At 72.1% G+C, this 21,745-nt stretch carries 22 protein-coding genes; 6 read left to right on the plus strand and 16 right to left on the minus strand.

The genetic code is table 11. The features are described from left to right. Positions 1-27 precede the first annotated feature (27 nt). Positions 28-369 carry a DUF2516 family protein gene (locus tag FLV34_RS32035; protein WP_142651482.1) on the plus strand — a complete coding sequence of 114 codons (342 nt, stop codon included), beginning with the start codon at positions 28-30 and terminating at the stop codon, positions 367-369. A 60-nt stretch (positions 370-429) separates the two neighbouring features. Here the strand turns inward: FLV34_RS32035 and FLV34_RS32040 are convergent, their stop codons facing one another. After that, entirely contained in the window at positions 430-1,401 is a 972-nt protein-coding gene (locus FLV34_RS32040; RefSeq protein WP_147944873.1) for a magnesium transporter CorA family protein, read from the minus strand. Positions 1,402-1,514: 113 nt separating this feature from the next. Further along, on the minus strand, positions 1,515-1,931 hold the full coding sequence (locus FLV34_RS32045; protein ID WP_147944874.1) for a VOC family protein: 417 nt from the start codon (positions 1,929-1,931) through the stop codon (positions 1,515-1,517). 111 nt (positions 1,932-2,042) lie between these two features. On the opposite strand from FLV34_RS32045, the gene FLV34_RS32050 reads away from it, so the two are divergent. Then, a complete protein-coding gene (locus tag FLV34_RS32050) occupies positions 2,043-3,665 on the plus strand; it encodes a DUF2207 domain-containing protein (protein WP_205831060.1) in 1,623 nt (540 codons plus the stop codon). On the opposite strand, the gene FLV34_RS32055 is transcribed toward FLV34_RS32050, so the two are convergent. Further along, positions 3,624-4,313 (minus strand): ABATE domain-containing protein, encoded by a 690-nt coding sequence (locus FLV34_RS32055; RefSeq protein ID WP_147944875.1) that lies wholly within the window; start codon positions 4,311-4,313, stop codon positions 3,624-3,626. The two genes, FLV34_RS32050 and FLV34_RS32055, sit on opposite strands and share 42 nt — an antisense overlap. A gap of 85 nt (positions 4,314-4,398) precedes the next feature. On the opposite strand from FLV34_RS32055, the gene FLV34_RS32060 reads away from it, so the two are divergent. Continuing rightward, complete coding sequence (locus tag FLV34_RS32060; protein WP_261985978.1) at positions 4,399-5,280, plus strand: alpha/beta fold hydrolase; 882 nt, start codon at positions 4,399-4,401, stop codon at positions 5,278-5,280. A 6-nt stretch (positions 5,281-5,286) separates the two neighbouring features. On the opposite strand, the gene FLV34_RS32065 is transcribed toward FLV34_RS32060, so the two are convergent. Next, a complete protein-coding gene (locus FLV34_RS32065; protein WP_142651487.1) occupies positions 5,287-6,228 on the minus strand; it encodes an asparaginase in 942 nt (313 codons plus the stop codon). A gap of 45 nt (positions 6,229-6,273) precedes the next feature. On the opposite strand from FLV34_RS32065, the gene dtd reads away from it, so the two are divergent. Together dtd and FLV34_RS32075 are read left to right on the plus strand one after the other, a co-directional pair. Then, entirely contained in the window at positions 6,274-6,699 is a 426-nt protein-coding gene (dtd, locus tag FLV34_RS32070) for a D-aminoacyl-tRNA deacylase (protein WP_142651520.1), read from the plus strand. A gap of 35 nt (positions 6,700-6,734) precedes the next feature. Continuing rightward, positions 6,735-7,265: a VanZ family protein gene (locus FLV34_RS32075; protein WP_142651488.1), complete on the plus strand. Its 531-nt coding sequence runs from the start codon at positions 6,735-6,737 to the stop codon at positions 7,263-7,265. A 21-nt stretch (positions 7,266-7,286) separates the two neighbouring features. Here the strand turns inward: FLV34_RS32075 and FLV34_RS32080 are convergent, their stop codons facing one another. The 9 genes from FLV34_RS32080 to FLV34_RS32120 form a co-directional block, all read right to left on the minus strand. Further along, entirely contained in the window at positions 7,287-8,345 is a 1,059-nt protein-coding gene (locus tag FLV34_RS32080; protein ID WP_142651489.1) for a folate-binding protein YgfZ, read from the minus strand. A gap of 83 nt (positions 8,346-8,428) precedes the next feature. Further along, positions 8,429-10,012 (minus strand): fused response regulator/phosphatase, encoded by a 1,584-nt coding sequence (locus FLV34_RS32085; RefSeq protein ID WP_147944877.1) that lies wholly within the window; start codon positions 10,010-10,012, stop codon positions 8,429-8,431. Further along, on the minus strand, positions 9,996-11,765 hold the full coding sequence (locus FLV34_RS32090; RefSeq protein ID WP_142651491.1) for an ATP-binding protein: 1,770 nt from the start codon (positions 11,763-11,765) through the stop codon (positions 9,996-9,998). The genes FLV34_RS32085 and FLV34_RS32090 overlap by 17 nt, the downstream gene beginning before the upstream one ends. Then, entirely contained in the window at positions 11,765-12,766 is a 1,002-nt protein-coding gene (locus FLV34_RS32095; RefSeq protein ID WP_222709694.1) for an ATP-binding SpoIIE family protein phosphatase, read from the minus strand. Before FLV34_RS32095 ends, FLV34_RS32090 begins: the two co-directional genes overlap by 1 nt. Before the next feature lies 1 nt (position 12,767). Continuing rightward, complete coding sequence (locus FLV34_RS32100; protein ID WP_142651492.1) at positions 12,768-13,169, minus strand: anti-sigma regulatory factor; 402 nt, start codon at positions 13,167-13,169, stop codon at positions 12,768-12,770. Next, positions 13,166-13,531, minus strand: coding sequence for an STAS domain-containing protein (locus tag FLV34_RS32105; protein WP_185949086.1), 366 nt, complete (start codon positions 13,529-13,531; stop codon positions 13,166-13,168). The genes FLV34_RS32100 and FLV34_RS32105 overlap by 4 nt, the downstream gene beginning before the upstream one ends. Then, complete coding sequence (locus FLV34_RS32110) at positions 13,531-14,367, minus strand: STAS domain-containing protein (protein WP_260617508.1); 837 nt, start codon at positions 14,365-14,367, stop codon at positions 13,531-13,533. The genes FLV34_RS32105 and FLV34_RS32110 overlap by 1 nt, the downstream gene beginning before the upstream one ends. Before the next feature lie 82 nt (positions 14,368-14,449). Continuing rightward, positions 14,450-14,863 carry a Fur family transcriptional regulator gene (locus FLV34_RS32115; protein WP_142624056.1) on the minus strand — a complete coding sequence of 138 codons (414 nt, stop codon included), beginning with the start codon at positions 14,861-14,863 and terminating at the stop codon, positions 14,450-14,452. 350 nt (positions 14,864-15,213) lie between these two features. After that, positions 15,214-15,708, minus strand: a complete 495-nt coding sequence (locus tag FLV34_RS32120) for an FABP family protein (RefSeq protein WP_142651494.1) — start codon at positions 15,706-15,708, stop codon at positions 15,214-15,216. Positions 15,709-15,828: 120 nt separating this feature from the next. On the opposite strand from FLV34_RS32120, the gene FLV34_RS32125 reads away from it, so the two are divergent. Continuing rightward, on the plus strand, positions 15,829-16,191 hold the full coding sequence (locus FLV34_RS32125; protein ID WP_142651495.1) for a DsrE family protein: 363 nt from the start codon (positions 15,829-15,831) through the stop codon (positions 16,189-16,191). Positions 16,192-16,227: 36 nt separating this feature from the next. Here the strand turns inward: FLV34_RS32125 and FLV34_RS32130 are convergent, their stop codons facing one another. The 3 genes from FLV34_RS32130 to FLV34_RS32140 form a co-directional block, all read right to left on the minus strand. Continuing rightward, the gene (locus FLV34_RS32130) at positions 16,228-16,935 is read right to left on the minus strand and encodes a type 1 glutamine amidotransferase (protein WP_147944878.1); all 708 of its coding nucleotides are present in this window, start codon (positions 16,933-16,935) and stop codon (positions 16,228-16,230) included. Next, the gene (locus FLV34_RS32135; RefSeq protein WP_142651497.1) at positions 16,925-18,199 is read right to left on the minus strand and encodes a MurT ligase domain-containing protein; all 1,275 of its coding nucleotides are present in this window, start codon (positions 18,197-18,199) and stop codon (positions 16,925-16,927) included. Before FLV34_RS32135 ends, FLV34_RS32130 begins: the two co-directional genes overlap by 11 nt. Positions 18,200-18,524: 325 nt before the next feature. Beyond that, positions 18,525-21,614 (minus strand): ATP-binding protein, encoded by a 3,090-nt coding sequence (locus FLV34_RS32140; protein ID WP_142651498.1) that lies wholly within the window; start codon positions 21,612-21,614, stop codon positions 18,525-18,527. Positions 21,615-21,745: the final 131 nt, after the last annotated feature.

Genomic DNA, 21,745 nt, shown 5'->3' on the forward strand with positions numbered 1-21,745 from the left:
AGTGACTGTGACCGTGTGGGAGCGTCCATGTTCGGGCTGTACGGCATCCTCGACATCATCTTCTGGCTGCTGTCCGTCGGGGCCTTCGTGTTGTCCGGCTGGGCACTGGTGCACGCCCTGCGGATCCCCGCGAACGCCTTCCCCGCGGCCGGCAAGCAGACCAAGCCCCTCTGGCTGATCATCCTCGGCCTTGCGACGCTGTTCACCTTCGCCGCCGCGATCAATTACCTCGGCATGGGCATGGGGCTGCCCAACATCTTCACGATCGCCGCCGTCATCGCGGCGGGCATCTACCTCGCCGACGTGAAGCCCGCGGTCAACGGCTACCGGGGCGGCAGCGGCAACCAGGGGCCGTACGGACCCTGGTGACAGACCGGGTGACAGGCCGGGTGACAGACACCGGGTGACAGGCCGGCCGAGGCGCCGGGCTCAGAGCCAGTCTCGGGCCCGGAACACCCGATAGAGCGCCGCCGAGGCGACGACGATCAGCGTGGTGGACGTCCAGAACCCCAACGCGTGCCCGAAGCCGGGAAACGGGATGTTCTGGCCGTAGAAGCCGGTGATCAGCGTGGGCACCGCGATGATCGCGGCCCAGCTCGTCACCCGCTTCATGATGAGGTTCATCCGGTTGCCCTGCATGGTCAGGTGCGTCTCGCGGATGTTGCTGACCAGGTCGCGCAGCGACTCCGTCCACTCCGTGGCCCGCAGCACCTGGTCGTACACGTCCTGGAAGTACGGCGTCATCTCGCCGTCGCCGATCAGGCCGTTGCGGCGCAGCAGCGTGTTCACGGCCTCCCGCATGGGCATCACGATCCGGCGCAGCGTGACCAGGCTCTTGCGCAGCTCGAACGTGCGCCGCTGGTCCTCGGAGCTGACGGGCCGGTCGCCGAACACCGTGCCCTCCAGGTCTTCGACCTGCTCGTCCATCGCCTCGACTGCCTCGAAGTGGCTGTCCACCACGTAGTCGAGCAGGCCGTGCACCAGGAACGCGACGCCGTGCCGGGCCAGGTACGCCCCCTCGTCCCAGCGCCGCATCACCTCCTCGATGGAGAAGTCGTCCGACTGGCGCACGGTGACCAGCGCGTTCTTCGTGATGAAGGCGGCGGCGGGGGCGACGCGCACCCGGCCCGACGCGCTGTCGAAGGCCGCCGCGTAGACGCTGAGGAACATGTGGCTGTCGTAGACGTCGAGCTTGGGCCGCTGCCGGTGCTGCAGCGCGTCCTCCACGGCCAGGGCGTGCAGTCCCAGCTCCTCGCTGATGGCGTGGAGGTCCTCCTCGGTGGGGGCGCACATGTCGAACCACACCACCGCCGACGGGTCCCTGACCTTCTCGGAGACGTCGGCGACCGGAAAGCCCTCGGCCTCCAGGGTTCCGTTCCGGTAGACCCGGGTGTGTCCCATGGACGGTAACCCTACCGATCCGGCGCCCCCGGCAGGAGGCACCGGAATCCCGGCGGCGGAGCCGGGGCTGGGGGTCGCGCGGGGCACGGCGGCGGTGTCCGGGCGGCGCCGGGTCAGCCCTTGGCGAGCTGCTGGAAGCGGACCATGTTGCCGGCCGGGTCGCGGAAGGCGCAGTCGCGGACGCCGTACGGCTGGTCGATCGGCTCCTGCAGGACCTCGGCGCCGGACTGGCGGATCTTCTCGAACGTCGCGTCGCAGTCGGGGGGGGCGAAGACGACGGCGCGCAGCCTGCCCTTCGCGAGCAGGTCGCTCAGCGCCGCGCGCTCCTCCGGGGAGGCGGTCGGGTCGGCGTTGACGGTTTCGAGGACGATGTTGACGTCGGGCTGGGACACCGGGCCCATGGTGAGCCAGCGGGCGCCCGCGTATCCGACGTCGTTGCGGAGTTCGAGGCCGAGCACGTCCCGATAGAAGGCGAGCGCCGCGTCGCCGTCGTCGACCGTGATGTAGCAGTAGTGCAAGGTGAGTTCCATGCCCACGACGCTATGGCCGGGGGTGTTCCCGGGGCTTCTCGATTCCTGACCGGTTGGCCGGTTCGCATCCGATCCTCGGTTGGAGCACCGGGACCGGTAGGGTTGCGGCTCATGGTGGATCTCGCGCGCCGGCTCGGACTGGCGGCACTGCTCGCCGTCCTCGCCGCATCCCCCGCGCACGCCGTCGCCGCACATGCCGTCACCCCAGCGGAGGCCGCGGCTCCGGCGAAGGACGAGGTGACGATGGAGCTCCGCAAGAACGGCGTGCTCCACGTGAAGGAGGCGGTCACCCCCGCCGGCGAGACGGTGCGGCGCACGCCGCTCACCCGGATCCGCTACGACGACGGCCACGACCGCGTCTATCGCATCTCCAACGTCAAGGGCGGCTCGTACGACGGGGAGACCCTGACGTTCAAGGGCACGGTGGAGTACGACGTGACCGGCGCCGTGACGCCCACGGCCTCGGGCGAGGAGCTGCGCTGGTTCGCGGTGTCCGGCCCCGTGCAGGACGCGGTCGTCACCGTGACCGGCCCGGGCCGGGTGCAGAACCTGTCCTGCTTCGCCGGCGAGCCGAGCTCGGCCATCGCCTGCACCAGCGCCTCGGTCGAGGAGACCGGCACCACCTCGACCTTCGAGCAGCAGGGCCTCGGCGAGGGCCAGGCGCTCACGGTCGTCGTCGGCTACCCGAAGGGCGCCACGGGGGCCGGGCCGATCCTGGAGCGCAGGTTCGAGCTGTCCACCGCGTTCACGCTGAACGCGGTGACCGGCGGCTCGCTGGCCGCGCTGCTGGTGCTGCTGCTGGGCGGCATCGGGCTGCTCTACTGGACGCGGGGCCGCGACGCCCGCGTGGTCGGCAGCGAGTCCGGCCCGGTCAGCGGCCACCGCGACGGCCGCTTCAGCCCGCCCGACGACGTGCGTCCCGGGCAGATCGGCACGCTGTTCGACGAGCAGGCCGACGTGGTCGACGTGACCGCGACCATCGTGGACCTCGCCGTGCGCAACTTCCTGCGCATCGACGAGCAGCCGCGCCAGACCTACGACACCCCCGACTGGTGCCTGGTCAAGCTGCCCGGCGCCCGGCTCGGCGACCTGCTGCCGTACGAGCGGGCCCTCCACGACGCGATCTTCGACGGGCGTGACCGGGTGCTGCTGTCGGAGCTGCACGGGTCGTTCGCCGCCCGCCTGGCCACGGTGCGCGACGCGCTCTATCAGGACGTCGTGACGCAGGGCTGGTTCGCCCGGCGGCCCGACTCCACCCGGTCGCGCTGGACGACCCTCGGCCTGGTGGTCGTCGCGCTCGGGGTGATCGCCACCGTCGTGCTCGCCTGGCTCACGACGTACGGCCTGCTGGGGCTGGCCCTGATCATCGCCGGAGCCGCACTGGCCTTCGGCGCCCAGTACATGCCGGCCAAGACGGCCAAGGGAGCGGCGGCCCTGGCGCACACGCTCGGGTTCCGCGACTACCTGGCCGGGGCGGCCGTCGACGACATCCCCCCGGGCCAGCGCGTGGAGCTGTTCTCCCGCTACCTGCCCTACGCGGTGATCTTCGACAGCGTGGACCGGTGGGCGCGGGTGGTCAGCGCGTTCGACGGCAACGGACGGCAGACCGACCACCTGTACTGGTATCAGGGCCCCGCCGAGTGGGACCTGTCCCGGTTCGCCGACTCGATGCGGACGTTCGTCATGACCACCTCAGGGGCGATCTCGACCTCCCGCCAGTTCCGCTCCCTCTGAGCCCTCTCCCTCGGGGCCCTCTCCCTCGGGGCCCTCTCCCTCGGGGCCGGGCCCCTGCGAGCCCGGGTCGAGGCCCCGGCGACGCCGGTAGTGCCGGGCGACCCTGGCCCGGTTGCCGCACCGCGCCGCCGAGCACCAGCGCCGGCGTGGGTGGGCGGGCAGGAACAGCATCACGCAGTCGTCGGCCTCGCATTTCCGCACGGTCGTGACCGCCGGGTCGGTCAGCAGGTCGGCGACCGCCTCGGCGAGCACCGCCGCCAGCCGGGCACCCCACGGGCCCTCCCGGTGCGGCACGGCGGTCACGGCGGCGCCGTCCCAGGCCAGCTCACGGACGGCGGGCGCCGCGCGCTGCGCCCTGTTCAGACCGCGCAGCGCGCCTTCCGGCGGCCGCAGGCCCCGCCTCACCTGATCGATCGCGGCCGCCGCATGCTCACGCACCTCATGCACCAAAGCCAGATCGTCGCCGGTCAGCCGCGCCTGCCCGTCCTCCGGGAGCGCGCCGGCCAGCCGGTCCGCCTGCAGGCTCAGCCAGGCGCGCAGCCCCTCGGCGGTGGCGATCAGGTCGGCCTGGCCGTCCGGCGTGCGCGGCCGGGTGTTGACCAGGTCGAGGGCGAGCGGCTCCCCGGTGAAGGGGACCAGGTCGGTCATGCGGCTAATGCTAATACAAACGATTGACACATTAGGCAGGCGATCGCTAGAACTAATGCATCACCGACACAAGGAGGCATTAGTCATGACGCCGTTCACTGTTCCGCACACGCTCCACCGGCATGTCGAGGTCGGGGACGTGCGGGTCTTCTACCGTGAGTCGGTGCCCGACGAGGGCGGCGAGGACGCCCCCGTGATGCTGCTGCTGCACGGGTTCCCGTCCGCGTCCCACCAGTTCCGCCGGCTCATCGACGTGCTCGGATCCCGCTATCGGCTGATCGCGCCCGACTACCCCGGGTTCGGGCACACCGAGACACCCCCTGGCTTCGCGTACGGCTTCGACGCCCTCGCCGATGTGATGGAGGGCTTCGTCGAACGGCTCGGGCTGACCCGGTTCGTCATGTACGTCTTCGACTTCGGCGCCCCGGTGGGATTCCGGCTGGCGACCCGGCACCCCGAGTGGATCGCCGGTCTCGTCGTGCAGAACGGCAACGCGTACGAGGAGGGCCTGTCGGACGGCGCACGGGACTTCATCGCGCTGCGCCCCGACGTGGAGGGCGACGAGGAGAGGGTGCGGGCGCTGCTGACGCTGGAGATGACCCGCGGCCAGTACGAGAGCGGCACGGCCGATCCGCGGCTCGTGGCCCCGGACGGATGGACGCTCGACCAGCACTTCCTCGACCTGCCGGGGCGCAAGGAGGCCCAGGTGGCGCTGGCCTTCGACTACCACACCAACGTGGCGCTCTATCCGCGGTGGCAGGCCTGGCTGCGCGAGCACCGGCCGCCGACGCTGATCACGTGGGGCCGCGACGACATGTTCTTCCCCGAGCCCGGGGCGCACGCCTACCTGCGCGACGTGCCCGACGCCGAGCTGCACGTCATCGACACCGGTCACTTCGCGCTGGAGGACCGGCTCCCCGAGATCGCTCCGCTGATCGCGGCGTTCCTCGACCGCGTGTGGAAGTGACGCGCGTCAGGCGGGGCGGACGCGGACCTCGCCGACCGGGGCCCCGCCGCCGAACAGCGGGGAGGTGGCCAGCCCGGCCAGCTCGGTGGCGTCGATCCCGGCGGCGCGCAGCGCGGCGACGGTGACCGGCACGCGGGCCCGGCTGCCACCGTCCACGATCTTCACGGCCCCGGCCCGGCCCTCGGCGTCGGCGAAGGCGTCGAACGCCTCCGCGCCCGACTTCACCAGCAACCCGGGAACGGCCCGCATCAGCAGGTTCTCGGCCCGGGTCGTGCCGCTCGTCCACTCGGGGTGCGCGCGCATCGCGTCGGCGACGCGCCGCTCCGGCGAGCCGGCCGGGGCGAGCGTGAGGGCGCGGAAGGCACGCGCCACGCCCGCCATCGAGACGAAGAACAGCGGCGCGCCGCAGCCGTCCACGCCGGTCGCCGCGACCCGCTCCCCGGTGAACTCCTCGACCGTGGCGCGGATGGCCCGCTGCAACGGGTGACCGGGATGGCGGTAGTCGTCGGTCGGCCAGCCGTTGACCACACAGGTGGCGAGCATCGCCGCGTGCTTGCCGGAGCAGTTCATCAGGATCCGGCCGGGCGCGCCGTGCTCCCGCAGCACCTGGCGGCGCGCCTCCTCGTCGAGAGGCAGGTCCTCCGGGCACCGCAGGAAGGTCTCGTCCAGCCCCGCGCCCGCGAGGATCTTCCGTACGCCGTCGATATGGAAGGGCTCGCCGCTGTGGCTCGCGGCCGCGAGCGCGAGCAGCTCGTTCTCCAGCGGCAGGCCCGCCCGCACCATCGCGAGCGCCTGCAGCGGCTTCATGGACGAACGCGGCGACGCGAGGCTGGAGGTGTCCCCGCACACCAGAACCGGGTCGCCGTCCGCCCCGATCACATGCACGCGTGCGCGATGCACCGACTCGACGAACCCCGACCGCACGACCTCGACCACCATCTCCGACATGACGGGCAGTCTATGGAGCCCTCGGACATGGCAGAATTCGGGGCCATGCGTGCGGTCGTACAGCGGGTCAGCTCCGCGTCCGTTGTGGTGGATGGTCAGGTCGTCGGCGCCATCGACGAACCCGGTCTGCTCGTGCTCGTGGGCGTCACCCACACCGACGGGCGCGCCGAGGCGGCCCGGCTCGCCGCCAAGCTGTGGGGGCTGCGCATCCTGCACGGCGAGAAGTCCTGCTCCGACATCGGCGCGCCGCTGCTGGTGATCAGCCAGTTCACGCTGTACGGCGACGCGCGCAGGGGCCGCAGGCCCACCTGGCAGGCCGCCGCGCCCGGCCCGGTGGCCGAGCCCCTGGTGGACGCCGTGGTGGCCGAGCTCCGGACGCTCGGCGCGCGGGTGGAGACGGGCGTCTTCGGCGCCGACATGAAGGTCGGCCTCACCAACGACGGCCCGATCACCCTCGTCCTGGACGTCTGAGCGCCGCGGCCTTCCCGGCCTGTCATCATGATCGGATGCGGGATGCGTGGAGCACCTGGGGACATGTCGTCGTCGCGACCGTGTGCGCCGTTCCCGTGGCCGCTCTCGCCGTCCTGCTGCTCACTCGCCGCCGCGCCCGCCGGGGGCATCCCGCTCCGCTCCGGACGTCCGTCGCGGATGTGGTCATGGTGGCCGGGACCGCACCCTGGATCTGGATGATCCTCACCCCGGGGGTGGAGGAGGGCGTGCACGTCGTCCCCCTGGTGGACCTGGCGGGCCAGCTCGCGCTCCTGTCACCGGGTGCGGCGGTCGTGCAGATCGGCGGCAACCTCCTGGTCTTCGCCGCGCTCGGCGCGATGCTCCCGGTCCGCTCCGCGCGCTTCGGCTCTCCCGCGGCGGTGGCCGCCGTCGCGGCCACCGCTTCGCTCACCGTCGAGCTCCTCCAGTTCGGCCTGCGGCTCGGCCGGGTGAGCTCCGTGGACGACGTGCTCCTCAACGCGGCGGGCGCGGTGCTCGCCGCGCTCTGCACCCGGCGGTGGTGGGCCCGCCGGACGGGGACCAGGTAAACAGGCCCGGTTGAACGGGGGTTATCGGATCCGGCGGCGCAGGGCGGGGTCGATCGTCACGTTGCGCCCGGCGTCCGGCGGCACCACGACCTCCTGGCTCGCCGCCACGCCGCCGGCCAGCAGGTCGACGTCCACCGGCACCGTACGCTTCACGACCGCGAGGGCGATCGGGCCGAGCTCGTAGTGGCGGGCCGACGAGCCCACGAAACCGATCTGGCCCGGCGCGGCCGAGCCCTCCACGGCGGCATCCGGCTCGGCCTCGGCCGGCGCGCCGACGCCGAGGGTCACCGGTGCGCCGTGCGGCGGCAGCTCGTCCACGCTGCCGTCGAGATGCAGGAACACCAGACGGCGGGGCGGGTGGCCGAGGTTGTGCACGCGGGCGACCGTCTCCTGACCCCGGTAGCACCCCTTGCTCAGGTGCACGGCCACGTCGATCCAGCCGACCTCGTGGGGGATCGTCTTGTGGTCGGTCTCGAATCCGAGCCTGGGCACGTGGGCGGCGATGCGCAGCGCCTCGTAGGCCCACAGGCCGGCGGGGCGCAGGCCCAGCGCCTCGGGGAGGCCGCCCAGCCGCTCGCGCGGCACGAGCAGGTCGCCGCCGATGGCGACGGCCCCTTCCACGGATGTTCCGGCGTTCGCGTCCGGAGACGGCGGGGCGAGCGAGACCACCGCGTAGTCCGAGGTGACGTCGGCGACCTCGACCCGCAGCATGAACCGCATCTTCTCCAGGAAACCGACCAGCTCGGCCGAGGTGCCCGGCTCGACGTGGGCCCACACTGCCTCGCCGTCGTCCACGAGCGTGAGGTGGTGCTCGACGCGGCCCTGCGGGTCGAGCAGCAGCGCCTGGGCGGGCGTGCCCGGCTGGAGCGTGTCGAGCTTCTGCGAGCTGAGGCTGTTGAGCCAGCTCAGCCGGTCGGGCCCGCTGACCCGCACGACCTCGCGGTTGCTCCGGTCGACCAGCGCCCGCCCGGCGGCCAGTGCGCGCTGCTCGGCGTAGGGATCGCCGTAATGGGCCGCGACCGTCTCGTCCGGCGCCTGCGCGGCGACCGCACCGGGTGTGTCAAGCAAAGGGCTCCGCATGTGTCCAAGGCTATTCGGTCCCCCACAGCGGTCGCGGCGACGGACGGCTCGCCTGTGGACGACCCCCTGCCTGTGGACGACCGTCAGAGCGGCACCCGCCGGAGGGCGACCAGCGCGACGTCGTCCTCACGGGCGCCGAAGGTGGCGATCAGCCGGTCGCAGAAGCCCTCCAGGTCGTCGCCCACGTCCTCGGCCTGCTGGCGGGCGATCTCCAGGCTCTCGTCGAGCAGCTTGTCGCGGTCCTCGATCAGCCCGTCGGTGAACAGCAGAACGGTGGCGTCGTCGGGCAGCCGCACCCGGTCCACCCGATACTGCTCGTGGGCCACGCCGAGCAGCAGGTTGCCGAACCGGTGATAGGCCGCTCCCGCGCCGGCCACCAGCGGCGGGATGTGCCCGGCGTTGACGATCTCGGTCTCCCCCGTCGCGGGATCGATCAGCATCAGGCAGACGGTCGCCGTCATGCCGGGGTGATAGCGCCGCAGGACGGCGTTGAGCAGGCTCATCGACCGGGCGGGATCGACGGCGTCGATCACCGACGCCCGCAGCGCGTAGCGCAGCTCGGCCATCACGGTGGCGGCGTGCAGCGAGTGGCCCTGCACGTCGCCGAGCGCGACCAGCACCCGGTCGCCGAGGGGCAGGACCTCGTAGAAGTCGCCGCCCACCTCCACGTTGTCCACCGCGGGCTGATAGCGCACGCTGATCCGCAGGCCGGGCACCCGGGGGATCGCGGCGGGCAGCAGGCTGCGCTGCAACGTGAGCGAGATCATGTGCTCCTCCGCGTAGGCGCGTGCCGCGTCGACCGCCAGTGCCAGCGCCTGGCCGAGCTGCCGCAGCAGGCTCAGCTCCTCGCCGTCGAGCGGCGCGTCCGTCTCCACCCCGAGGAACACCGGTGACCGGCCCGTCTTCGTACGGCACAGCACGCCCGCCACACGGGCGACGATGTCGCTGTCGGGCACGAGGCGGGCCCAGGTCGCGTTGTCGACCTCGAACGTCTGCACGCCGGGGGACTCCCCGATGGAGATCGTGCTCAGCCGTTCCAGGGTGTCGGGATGGACCAGCCGCGGCGCCGCGTGCTCCCCCGGCCGGGCGGAGAACCTGCGCACCCTGCCGTCCGGCGGGATCGCCAGCACCCGCGAGTAGCGCTCCAGCAGGCGGGAGCAGCCCTCGGCGGCCACCGACAGGAGCGACTCGAAGTCCTCCGCCTGGTTCATCTCCAGCGTGATCTCGGCCAGCTCGCTCAGCCTGGCCGCCATCCGCTCGGCACGCTGCCGCGCCCGGTAGTAGCGCAGGGTGGCCCGCACGGTCGCGGCGAACTCGTCGGGCTGGATCGGCTCCGACAGGTACGCGTCGGCTCCGCGTTCCAGCCCCTCGGCGCGGTCGGCCGGAGTGACGGCGTTGCCGGACACCTGGATCACCGGGATCGAGGAGGTCTCCGGGTCGGCCTTGATCTTCTCGCACACCTCGATGCCGTCCACGTCGGGCATCCGTACGTCGAGGATGACGAGGTCGGGCTTGAGCTCGCCGACGAGGGCCAGCGCCTCCTCGCCGCCGCCGGCCTCGATGACCCGGTGCCCGCCGCGGCGCAGCCAGCTCGCCAGGATGTAGCGCTTGGTGGGGACGTCGTCGACGACCAGCACCGTCGCCGCGATGTCAATCTCGGGTGCCATGCCCGTCCCCCTTCACGTTCCCGGCGCTCACGTTCCCAGCGCTGTCGCGTACGGCCTCCCGGATCGCCTCCAGAAGCCGGTCCCTGCGCAGCCCGTGCTTCGGCAGCAGCACAGGATGCAGCGGCCCCCGCTGCTCGAGCGGTCCCGGCTGCTCGGACGACACGTGCGGCGGTCCCGGCTGCTCGGACGCCACCGACACGACGACCACGGGAATGCCGCGCAGGGCGTCGTCCTCGGCCATCCGGTGCAGCAGCGCCGTGCCGTCGAGGCGCGGCATGAGCAGGTCGATCAGGACCACCTCCGGAGGCCGCTCACGCATCAGCTCCAGGGCCTCGACGCCGTCGGCCGCCTCGTCCACCGCGGCCGCGAACCCGAAGAGCATCCGCCGGGCCGCCGCGCGGAAGCCCGCGTCGTCGTCGGCCACGAGCACCCGGCCCACCTCCGGACCGGACGTCCGGTGCGGCACCCGCAGCGTGGCCGTGGTGCCCTCTCCCGGCGTGCTCGCCAGTTCCAGCGTGCCGCCGAGGGCCTCCGCCAGCCTCCGCGCGTACGGCAGGCCGAGACCGGTGCCCTTCGCCCTGAGCTGCAGCGACCCGGGCACCTGGTAGAACTCCTCGAAGACGCGCTCCAGGTGCTCGGAGGAAAGGCCCACGCCGGTGTCGGTGACGGTGAAGACGACCTCCGCCATGGCGGTGTCCACGACGGCCGCCAGCCGCACCTCCCCATATTCGGTGAACTTCAGCGCGTTCGACAGCAGGTTGCGCAGGATGGTGGTCAGCATGCCCTCGTCGACGAGCATCTCGCCGATCTCGCCCGGCACGTCGACCGACAGCGTGACCCTGTCGGCCGGTCCGGTGGGCTGGAGCGTCATGCGCAGCTCCTCGGCCAGGGCGACCACGTCCACCATCGACGGATGCGGGTCCAGCCGCCCCGATTCGGCCTTGGCCAGGTCGAGCAGCTCCCCCACCAGCGCCAGCAGGGTCTCCGCGGACGTGCCGATGAGCGTGATCTGGTGCTCCTGCTCCTCGCTGAGCGGATCGCCGCCCGAGCCGAGCAGCAGCCGCACCAGCCCGATGATCGAGTTGAGCGGCAGCCGCAGCTCGTGGCTCACGCTGGCCCAGAACCGCTGCCTGGCCTCGGCCGCCTGCCGGAGCTGCGACGACTTCTCGTCCAGCTCGGCATAGAGCGCCACGACGCCGCGGTTGGTCTCCTCCAGCTCGGCCGACAGCTGGTTGTAGAGCGCCAGGACGCCCTGGTTGGTCTCGGTCAGCTCCGCGTTGAGCCGGAGCACCTCCTCCAGGGTGGCGGCCAGCTCCCTGTTCTGCTCCCGCAGCACGTCGAGGGCCGCCGTGGACGGTGAGCGGCGGGCCAGCTCCGCGCGGATGCCGTCGAGCGTACGGCGGCTGTGGTGCCCGGGCACCCGCTTCACCAGCGTGACGCGTCCCTCCTCGGCCGAGAGCGTGACTTCGTCGACCATGCGACCGGCCAGCTTCACACCCTCGGTCTGCCCCACGCCGGCGCCGCCGGGATAGTCCACGGTGATGACCAGCCTGTCCTCGCGCAGGTCGAAGACGACGACGCTCCCGGCGCCCCGGGTCAGCGCCTCACGGCCGATCTCGCTGAGCGCCGTCGCCACCCGGATCTGGTCCTGGGATTCCAGCCCGACGAGTTCGGCGATCCAACGGCCGAGTTGCCGTACGGCGAAGACGTCCTGCTCCCTGCGGATCTCCACGCGGGTGAGTACCTCGCCCATCACTGCCCCTGTTTGACCGTGACGACGCAGGCGTCGTCCCTGCGGCTGCCGGCGTCGCGCAGCAGGGTCGCGCCCACCACGGCCGGGGAGTGGGCGAACAAGCCGGGGAAGGAGGCGGGGTCCCAGCGATCGGTGAGGCCGTCGGAGTGCAGCACCACCGTGGCGTGCGGCGGCAGCGCGTACTCGTACTGCCGGGGACGCCTGCCCTTGTGCCCGGCGATGCCGGGCAGCGAGATCATCCCCTGACGGCCCTCGGCGTGCGCGATCCAGCCCGAGACGTTGCCCAGCCCGGCGAACGTGACGCTCTCCCGGCCCACCCGCACGACCGCGACCGCTCCACCCCGGGTGTGGCCCAGCCCCTGATGGAGGCGTTCGAGGGCGGCGGCCGGAAGAGCGTGCGGCTCCTCCATGAAGATCCGTACGGCCTCGCGGGAGGCGTGCGCGGCGGGGTCGCCGTGGCCGAGGCCGTCGCAGACCAGCACGCTGACCGTGTCGCCGTCGTCGGCGAAGGCGAAGGCGTCGCCGCACACGCTCTCCTCGCCGATGGGGCGGCGCAGCCCGCTCACCCGCAGCGGCGGGCCGGGCTGCCCGTCCGGGGTGAAGTGCATGACCAGCACGGTGCCTCTGCCGGGCACCGAGTAGACGTCCCAGCCGGTGGCCATGCGGGCGATCGCCCCGAGGCCGATGCCGAGCGTGCCCGAGGTGGAGTAGCCGTCGCGCAGGGCGCGGCCGAGGTCGGCGATTCCGGGGCCCCTGTCGACGGCCACGAGCTCGACCGCGCCCGGCCGCTCCAGGTGGGGGCGTACGAGCACGGAGCCGTCCACCGCGTGCTTGACCAGGTTCGAGACCGCCTCGGTCACCGCCACCGCGACCTGGCCGGTGCGGTTCTGGTCGAACCCCGAGGCCGTGGCCAGGGCGACCGCCGTCCGGCGCACCGCGCCGATCACGCTCGGATCGGCGGTGGAGACCCAGACGTCCTCATACCGGTGCGGCATCGTCATGTCACCGGCCCCACTTGGTGACCGTGACGCGGGTGCCCTCACCGGGCGCGGAGACGAGGTCGAACTCGTCCACGAGCCGCCGCGAGCCGCTCAGCCCGAGTCCCAGCCCCCCTGCGGTGCTCCAGCCCTCGGTCAGCGCCTGCGCGATGTCCGGGATGCCCGGCCCCTCGTCGGTGAAGACGAGCCGCAGGCCCGGCCGCCGCCCGCCTTCCAGCATCTCGATCAGCACCCGGCCCCCGCCGGCGTGCACAAGGGCGTTCCTGGCCAGTTCGCTGGCGGCGGTCACGATCTTCGTCTGGTCGACCAGGGAGAGCCCGATCTCCGCCGCCAGGATCCTGGTCTGCTGACGCACGACGACGACGTCGCCGTTGGTGGCGATGGGCAGCTCCCGGGTCGCGCTCACCCCGCGCCGTCCCTGACGTGCTCCAGCATCGCGACGCCCTTCTCCAGGTTGAGGGCCGTGCGCACGCCGCCGAGCGACAGTCCCAGCTCGACCAGTGTGATCGCCACCGCGGGACGCATGCCGACCACGACGGTCTCCGCGTCGAGCATGCGGGTGATCGCGGCGATCGTGGAGAACATGCGGCCGATGAACGAGTCGACGATCTCGACGGCCGTGATGTCGATGATGACCCCGCGCGCACCCGTGGAGACCACCGTGTCCGCCAGGTCCTCCTGCAGGGCCAGCACGCTCTGGTCGTCGAGGTCGATCTGGATCGAGACGATCAGGATGTCGCCGAGCTTGAGAATCGGCACGCGTTCCATCAGGCGCGCTCCGCCCTGACCGCGACCCGCGTCTTCGCCGCGCCCGTGATCTCCACGCCGCTCCGCTTCAGCGCGTACGACAGCGCGTCGGCCAGCGAGGCCTTGGTGACGATGTCGCCGAACTCGATGCCCAGCGTGACGATCGTGTGCGCGATCTGCGGGCGGATGCCGGAGATCACGCATTCCGCGCCCATGAGGCGGGCGGCGACGACGGTCTTGAGCAGGTGCTGGGCGACCTGCGTGTCGACGGCGGGCACGCCGGTGATGTCGATGACCGCGTGCTCCGAGCCGGTGTCGACCAGGGTCTGGAGCAGCTTCTCCATGACGACCTGGGTGCGGGCCGAGTCGAGCGTGCCGACGAGCGGCACTGCGACGATGCCCTCCCACAGCTTGACCACGGGCGTGGAGAGTTCGAGCAGTTGCTCGGCCTGGTCGAGGATGATCCTCTCCCGGGCGGCGGTGTAGGTCTCGAAGGTGAACAGGCCCAGGTCGTCGACGAGCCGGGAGAACCACACGAACCCGCGCAGCGCCTCCGGGCCGCCGTCGGCCTCGGCCGCCTCGTACAACGCCTCCTTGAGCGAGAAGACGAGCCGCGCGGTGTCGGAGGGGGTGTGCCCCTGCCGGACGCGGGCGCGGGAGAGCTCGGCGAGCAGCCCGCGTACGTCGGCGAAGTCCCCGGCGTCGCTGCTCAGAGCGGTGCGCAATGCCTGGTAGAGGTCACGAAGGTCATCGGGAGACGCTCCGGACAATTGGGTCCACCGCCGGAGCAACGACTCCTCGCTGGACAGAAAAAGCTCGACTATGCGCCGCCTGGCGGCCTCCGCGGGAACGGTCACCCTCATCTCCTGACGATCGGCGTATGCGCCACTCGTCACGCTACCGGCACTCGAGCATTGCCCCCAAAACGGACCAGAATACTCATAGGCGACATTTGCTGCAATACCCGAAAACCGTTAGATGGCGGACGTCGGTCGCGAAGCCCAGTTCCTTGTCCAGGGCCGAGACGAGGCCGTCCACCATCTCGGGGGCCACCTCGGTGACCTCGCCGCACCCCCGGCAGACGAGGTGGACGTGGTCGGCCTCGGAGGCGAGGTGATAGGTGGGGGCGCCGTGACCGAGGTGGGTGTGGGTGACCAGCCCGAGCTCCTCCAGGAGTTCGAGGGTCCGATAGACGGTCGAGATGTTGACGCCCCTGGCCGTCTGCTGCACCCGGCAGCAGATGTCCTCGGGCGTGGCGTGTCCCAGCTCGGTGACCGCTTCCAGCACGAGCTGACGCTGGGGGGTGATCCGGTAGCCGCGAGCCCGCAGCTCCTCGTGCCAAGTCTCGGCCATGCCCAGAGTGTAAGTCGTGCCCCGGGGGGCGTCTTCTCGGCTGCGGCGGGAGGGCGGGAACGTCACCACATAAATTGTTTGCCCGCCCGCGGGACGATCGCATAGCGTGAAGGCACGCAGAAGGGAGGTGGTCCAAACAATGGTTGATCATTCTTGGGCTAGCGAGGTGGCTGTCCGCTAGGACTCGTCCATCTGGACCTTCCGTCTGGATGTCGGACGACATCCTGGCGAATCCTCGACAGACACCGGAACCCCGGGCAGCCGGCGGCCGCGGACGACTACCGTCCCGGCCATGGTCCAGCCGGCCCGCCTCAAACGAGGCGGAGCGCGCCCGGGGTTCTTTTTTTTCGCTATTCGGACTCGAAGTCGCCGACCCGCTTGAGCTCCGCCGAGGCGTGCGACTGCAGCGGGTGCCCCATCGCCGCCATGTCGTAGGCGTACATGAGGTTGCCGTTGACCAGGCCGTAGAGCCGGTGACCCGCGTTGTACTCCTTGGCCGTCGTGGTCCGCGCGACCACGTCCGTACGCAACTCGATCTTGTGGAAGACGACCTCTCCCACGTAGATCTCCACGATGCCGGTCGGGTGCGCGAGGCACACCTCGATCTGGCGCTCGGGCTGGATCCGCCAGAACCCCGTCTCGGTGGACAGGGGCCGGACCTTGTCGCCCTCGGCGTCGAGCAGCCACGTGCGGCTCTCGTAGGTCAGGAACGGCTTCCCGGTGTGCCCGAAGACGATCTCCTGGCCGAAGTTGGCGCTCTCCATGGTGGGATATCCGATCACCCCGGCCCCCTCCCAGCGGCCCAGGAGGAAGGCGATCGGCTCGAGGTCGGGATGTACGTCCATAGACACGAGCTTAGAGGCGCGCGAGCAACCCCTCACACCATGCGCGGCATGCGCCGATTGCCCAACTTGTACGGCATGCGCCGACACACCACCCACCCCCGGCGGACTAGGCTCAACACCATGGCGAGATCACTGGTGATAAAGGTGACGGCGGGGGCGGACGCCCCGGAGCGGTGCAACCAGGCGTTCACGATCGCGGCGGCCGCGCTGGCGAGCGGTGTCCCGGTCTCGCTGTGGCTGACCGGTGAATCCGCGTGGTTCGCGCTGCCGGGCCGGGCCAAGGAGTTCACCCTGGCCGAGGCCGCCCCGCTGGAGGACCTGCTCGACGCCGTGCTCGCCGCGGGCAGGGTCACGCTGTGCACCCAGTGCGCGGCCCGCAGGGGCATCACCGTTGACGATGTGATCGACGGCGTGCGCATCGCAGGGGCCTCCACGTTCGTCGAGGAGGCCCTGGGCGAGGGCGTGCAGGCGCTGGTCTACTGACCTGGCTCTGCCGGCGAGCCGGGGTTCACCGGCGGGTCAGCTCGGCAGCACCGCGCGCAGGCGTTCGTCGCGCAGCGCCTGATACCAGCGGTCGTCGATCGGCGGCAGCGGCCCGGCCACCCAGCTCAACAGCAGGTCGGCAAGCGCGGGGTTGCGGGCGAGCGCCGGCCCGTGCAGGTAGGTGCCGATGATGCGGCCCGCGTAGCAGCCCTCGGTGCCGTCCCCGTTGCCGGTGCCGACGATGGTGCGCGACAGCGGGCGCACGCCGGGGCCGAGCCTGGTCACGCCCATGTGGTTCTCGAAGCCCGTCAGCGTGGGCAGCCCCAGCGCGGGGTCCCCCTCGGCGGCCAGCTCGCCGACGGAACGCCGCTCTCCCCGCCCCGAGCTGATGTCCAGCAGGCCGATGCCGGGCACCGGCTGCCCTTCCTCGCCGCCGAACACCGTGCCCATGATCTGGTAACCGGCGCAGACCGCCAGCAGGGCGGCGCCGCGCTGGATCGCGGCGTGCAGGCCGCCGTCACGGCGCAGCCGCTCGGCCCCGAGGATCTGCGGCCGGTCCTCGCCGCCGCCGATCAGGTAGACGTCGCCCTGCTGCGGCACGGGGTCGGACGACCGCACGTGGATGGTCCTGGTCCGGATGCCACGGGCCCTGGCCCGCTGCTCCAGCACCAGGACGTTGCCCTGGTCCCCGTACGTGCTGAGAAGGTCGGGATAGATCCAGACGATGGACAATTCAGACTGCACGGCCGAACTCCGCTCGGATCTGCTGGAACGCGGTGTAGTTGGCGATCACGTCGATCTTGCCGGGCGCGAGGAGGCCCACCGCCTGCTCGAACGAGTCGCAGAGCTGGAACGGGACCTCGGCCACGGCAAGCCGCAGCGCGAGGTCGCGGCGGCGCTCGCCGGTGACGAGGACGGGCCTGCCCCGCAGGATGCGGTAGTCGACGTCCCACAGCCAGGAGGTGTCGCGGCCGTCGGGCCCCTGCGCGTTGACCGACAGGATGATCGGCAGCGCCGGGTCGGCGACGTCGAACGCCTCCAGCCACCCGGCCGGGTTCTTCGCCAGCAGCAGCCGCAGCGAACGGCCGTCCCGCTCCACGGTCGTGTAGCGCCCGGCGACGGAGGTGACCGTACGCAGCCGGGGCAGCGCCCGGGCGGGGTCGAGGCCGAGGGTCTCGGCGACCGCCAGCGCCACGGCGGCGTTCGCCCGGTTGGCCTGGCCGGGAAGCTGGAGGTCCAGGCGCCAGTGCTGGCCCCGGGGATCGGTCACGTACTCCCCGTCGAGCACCCAGCTCGGCTCGGGCCGGCGGAAGGCGCACTCACGGCACGCCCAGTTGGTCTCGGCCATCTGCGCCGCGGTGAGGCCCTGGCCGCCGTTACCGAAGCCGGAGCGGTCGAGCGGGCCGCCACACTCGGGGCAGCACCACGAGTCCTCACGCCAGCGCTGCCCCGCCGACACCCAGGTGACCCGGGCGGCGGTGGACGCGCTCCAGGTGACCAGCGGGTCGTCGCAGTTGGCGATCACGTGCACGGGCCTGCCGGCGAGGGCGCGGCGCCACTTCTGGGCCAGCAGCCAGATCTCGGCCGCCCGGTCCATCTGGTCGCGGCTCAGGTTCATGAGGCAGACGATGCCGGCGTGGGTCGTGTCGAGGACCTCGGGGAGGTATTTCTCGTCGACCTCCAGCACGCCGTACGGCGCGTCCTTGTTGGAGGCGAGCGCCGACACGTGGCCGGCGGGCATGTTGGCGCCGAAGGCGTTGGTCGCGACGTCGCCGAGCTCCTGCAGCGCCGAGGTGATCAGACGCGTCGTCGTGGTCTTGCCGTTCGTGGCGCTGACCAGGACGAGCTTGCGGTCGGCCGCGAGCTTGCGCAGCAGGTCGGGCTCCAGCATGAGGCCGACCCTGCCGCCGATCACCGAGCCGTCGCCACGCCCGGTGGCCCTGGACAGCGTCGCGGCCGTGCGGCCCAGGGCGCTGGCGAGCTGCGCCCGCAACGGAAGCTGACTCATGCCGAGATCCTAACCGCGCCCGGCGCCTGCCCGACGCCCGCACGCCGCCCGCACGCCGCCCGCACGCCGCCCGCCCGACGCCTGCGCCGCTCTACGGCGTCCCGCGGTCACCCGGCCGCGTGGCCCGATAGGAGGTCGCGGAGCAGCGCGATCTCGGCCCCGTGGTGGATGATCTCCCGGTTCACATGCAAGATCACTCGGTGTCGGTGAGGCCGGACATGCGTGGCCGGAGCTGGTTCTCCCAGTGCCAGGTGAGCGGGGACGCGAGTCGCCGCAGGCGAGGTGAGGGCATGGGCTCTCGGGACTCCTTACGGAGCTGGGGGGATCACGATCCGAAGGACAGCTCCGCGGGGGTGTCGCCGTCGAACGGCAGGACGAACCGGCGCGGCCAGGACAGCACGGTCTCCAGCCAGCCCGCGCTCATCGTCTGGGCCACGTATTTGACCCGTTCGCGCGGCTCCACCCCGATGGCGACCGTCGTCACGTCGCGCTGGATGCCCTCGTGCTCGTCGTCGCCCAGGATGACCCGCCAGGCCAGGGCCCGGTTGCGGTCGACCTCCATCGACAGCGGGTGGTGGCGCAGCGCCTTGGCGCGGTGGCCGAGCAGCTCGGTGCGCACGCCGACGGCGACCCCGCCCTCGGCCGGCTCGGCGCCGTTGACCCCCTGGTGCGGGTACGGCCGGCCGGCGGGGTCGGTGCCGAACAGCGGATACTCCATCGCCGGGGCCGGGCTGCGCAGGTTGGGCGCCGGATGCCCGAACGGGAACAGCCGGTCCACCTCGTGCAGCCAGCGGACCTGGGGAATCACCCAGGCCGCGCCCGGCCGCTCGCCCGCCCGCATCGGCGGCTCGCTCTCCCCGCCGTCCGCCTGGCCCGCCGCCAGCAGCCCGGCGGCGACCTCGGCGGCCTTCTCGGTGAGCAGCGCGGGGTCGAACCACGTGCGCAGCGACCAGGCGCGGCGCGCGACCGACCGCTCGACCAGCGTGGCCAGCAGGCACTCGCGCCGCTTGGCCGGCAGCTCCGCCCAGATGTCGGCGAGCACGCGCGGCACGCCCGGCAGCGACCGGTTCGTCACGAACGCGAGCACGACCGTGTCGGTCCAGATCCGCAGCCACGCCCACTCCGGGGCCACCGCGAGCAGGTCGGCCTCGCGCAGCTCGACCAGCGTGCACGCCTTCCCCGTACGGCACTCGCGCCCGCAGGCGGCCGAACGGCGCCCGCAGATGGGCGGCACCGGGCCGAGCGTCTCGCGTTCGCGGTCCTCGCCCAGCGGCACCTGGACGCGCAACGGGCGGTCCATGCCGTCGGCGAACACCGCGGCGAAGCCCGGCTGGAGCGACACCACCTGACGCGACTGGTCCTCGCTCAGGTTCATCGCCGCCCCGACGAGCGCGCGGTCGTCCTCGGCCGGAAGCCGGTGCACGACCTTGAGCGCGGTGTTCTTCACCACGTCGGAGACGAGCTTGGTGGGGATCTGCTCGGCCACGATGATGCCCTCGCCGTACGCCCTGATCTCGGCGAGCATCCCGGCCAGCAGCTCGACGGCGTGGGTGGAGGCCCGCTGGGAGCCCCGGTCGCGCAGCAGCCGGTGGGCCTCCTCGATGACGATGACGTGCCGCAGGCCGCCCGCGCCGTCCTCGCCCCGCGGTTCGGAGCGGGCGCGCATGCGCAGGTGCTCCACGATGCGGATGATCAGCGTGCCCATGAGGAACGCCTTGTCCTCGTCGTTGGCCACGTCCTCGATGGCGAGCACGACGTTGCGCTGGAGCAGGCCGCCGATGTCGGCCGGGTGGCCTCCCTCGAAGAACCGGCCCGCGCTGCCGACGCGCAGGCTGCGCAGGCGCAGACTGATGAAGCCCTCGACGTCGGCCTGGACCTCGTTGCCGTAGCCGATCTCCTGGATGACCTCCAGCGCCTGCTGCTGGAGCTGCTCCAGGGTGGGCACGGCCGGCTGCACGGCGGCCCCCGGGATGCCGCCGCCGGTGACCACGTCCCAGCCGTTGGCCTCGTAGACGCGCTGCAGCGCCAGCGACATGATCTGCGGGAACGGCTCCTCGGCGTCGAACGCCGCCATGAACAGCGCCCTGACCATGTCGATGTGGGCCTGCACGGGATAGCCGGGCTCGGGCGCGAGCGGGTTGACGCTGATCGGCACGTTGTCGGGCGCCGAGGGGTTGATGACGGTCAGCGGTGCCAGGTGCTCCACCCGGCCGGCCATCGCGGCGTACTCCGACTTGGCCGGCTCGATCGCCAGCCACGGGATGCCCGCCTTGGTGAGCTGCTCCAGCAGGTGGCGTACGGTCTGCGACTTGCCCGAGCCGGTGGCGCCGGTGACGAAGGCGTGGCGGTTCAGCGTGGCCAGCGGCACCCGGAACGTCCCGACCGCACGGTCCTGCCCGTCGACGATCGCGCCGAGATCGACGGTCTCCGCCGACCCCTCGATCTCGGCCTCGCTCGTCACGTCGAAGAAGCCCGCGTCGAGCACCCGTACCCCCGGCACCTCGCGGCGCGGCAGCCCGGCGAGCGCGGCGAGTGCCCCGGCCGTCGCCGCGAACGGCGCCGCCGCGCCGTCGGCCGAGTCCTGGAGGTTGACGGCCAGCGCCTCGCCGAAGCCGTACACGGACTCGCAGGCGCCGTCGCCCGACAGGGCGGGCAGCGACATCGCGCTGCGCAGCCGATAGGGGTGATGGCTCATCTCCACCGAGCCGACCAGCACCGGCGCGATCTGGCGCAGCTCGTCGGGGCCGGCCGCGCCGGCCAGCACCCGGACGTTCCACAGCCCGGCCTCGCGGAAGGCGTCGAGCTCCTGCATCCTGCGCTCGGCCCGCTCGGCGTCGAACCGCGACCGCTCCGAGGCGTCGCCATACTGGCGCAGCACGTTGAGCTGGGTGCGCAGGTGGGCCACCTCGGCGTCGAGCAGGTCGGTCGGCTCGGCGACCACCACCCACGCGAACGGCCGGGACATGAGCGTGACCAGCGTCGACTCGAACAGCGTGGGCCGCTTGGTCTCGTCGGGCTCCGGCTCGCGCCTGCCGTACAGCGGCGGGGCCTGCCGGCCGGGGCACGGCGTCCAGACGAGGTCGGCAAGGTCGGCCAGCCACTCGTCGCCGATCTCCACGCCGCGCGCGCCGCCGGGGAACAGCAGCGGCTGCGGGCCGGTGACCGGCGGCTCCGGCGTGGTCGCCGCGCGCTTGGGCGGCTTGGGCGGTGTGAGCGGTCCCGCGTTGGTGATGAGCTCCAGCGGCGCACCCGAACCCCGCGACAGCCAGCCGATGACGAACGGCCGGTTGCGCTGCGCGGCGGACAGGACCGCGGGGAGCACCGTGACGAAGTCCCACTCCGCGGACGAACTACGCGATGGGGCGGTGATCGCCTGAATCCGGTACCACGGCCCGCTCAGGGGAAACGGCTGCATCAGACCCCTCAGGTGACGACGAACAGGGGAGAGACTCCTCGAACGATCACGGCCGCACACCCCTGTTGACGATGCCCTTACCGAGAGCGGACGGTGTCATGGGCGCGTACGACGTTTCGGAGGCGGTCATG

Source organism: Microbispora sp. CSR-4 (assembly GCF_008033685.1).
Lineage (GTDB): Bacteria > Actinomycetota > Actinomycetes > Streptosporangiales > Streptosporangiaceae > Microbispora.